This is a genomic window from Mesorhizobium sp. IMUNJ 23232, from assembly GCF_044326205.1.
GTDB lineage: Bacteria > Pseudomonadota > Alphaproteobacteria > Rhizobiales > Rhizobiaceae > Kumtagia.
Genome location: NZ_JBIRCY010000169.1, coordinates 1 through 602, shown reverse-complemented (window position 1 = coordinate 602; position 602 = coordinate 1). Strand labels below are relative to the sequence as shown.

1 pseudogene is annotated in these 602 nt (G+C 57.8%); it reads left to right on the top strand.

Annotated elements, in window-relative coordinates:
- Nucleotides 1–272, top strand: a pseudogene (locus ACH196_RS38150) (hypothetical protein); the annotation flags it as partial.
- Nucleotides 273–602: the final 330 nt, after the last annotated feature.

Below are 602 nucleotides of genomic sequence, written 5' to 3'. Positions count from 1 at the left end.
CCGACGCGGAAAGCTCAAGGGGCGCATCGCAAAAGTGGGAACACAACGTATCTGGCTCGTCAGCCTATCCCACGCCTCAACAGGAATCCGGACAGGAGAGTCATCATGAAAACACGATCGAGATGGCCTTCGCCAAGCTCAAGGCACTCCTGCGCGCCAAGGCCGAGCGAACGATCAACGCACTATGGGATGCCGTCGGCTCCATCATCGACCTCTTCACGTCAACAGAATGCGAGAACTACTTCAAGGCAGCCGGGTATGAGCCGGATTAAACCGGACGCGCTCTAGGTGCTGAAGAATCTCGTCGCGAAGCTGCTGCGCATTCGGCACACAATCCTGTCGGATCGTCGGTGCAGATTGCCCGGCACCGCTCAAACGGCTGCAGGACAGAACCTACGATCCCAACAGAGGGTACGCCGACAACGTCAGCTACCACCACATTCTGTGGAAATCTTACTGGACGACCGCGTCTCGCCGTTGCGCCGATTTCAAGATCGGTCGATGGCTGGGCTGCTTTGTGGCGACGGTTCGATAGGCCGTATTGTCCGTGAGACCTATGTGCGTCCAGCGTTAGCTTGGCCGACCGGTCCACCGCAAGATTT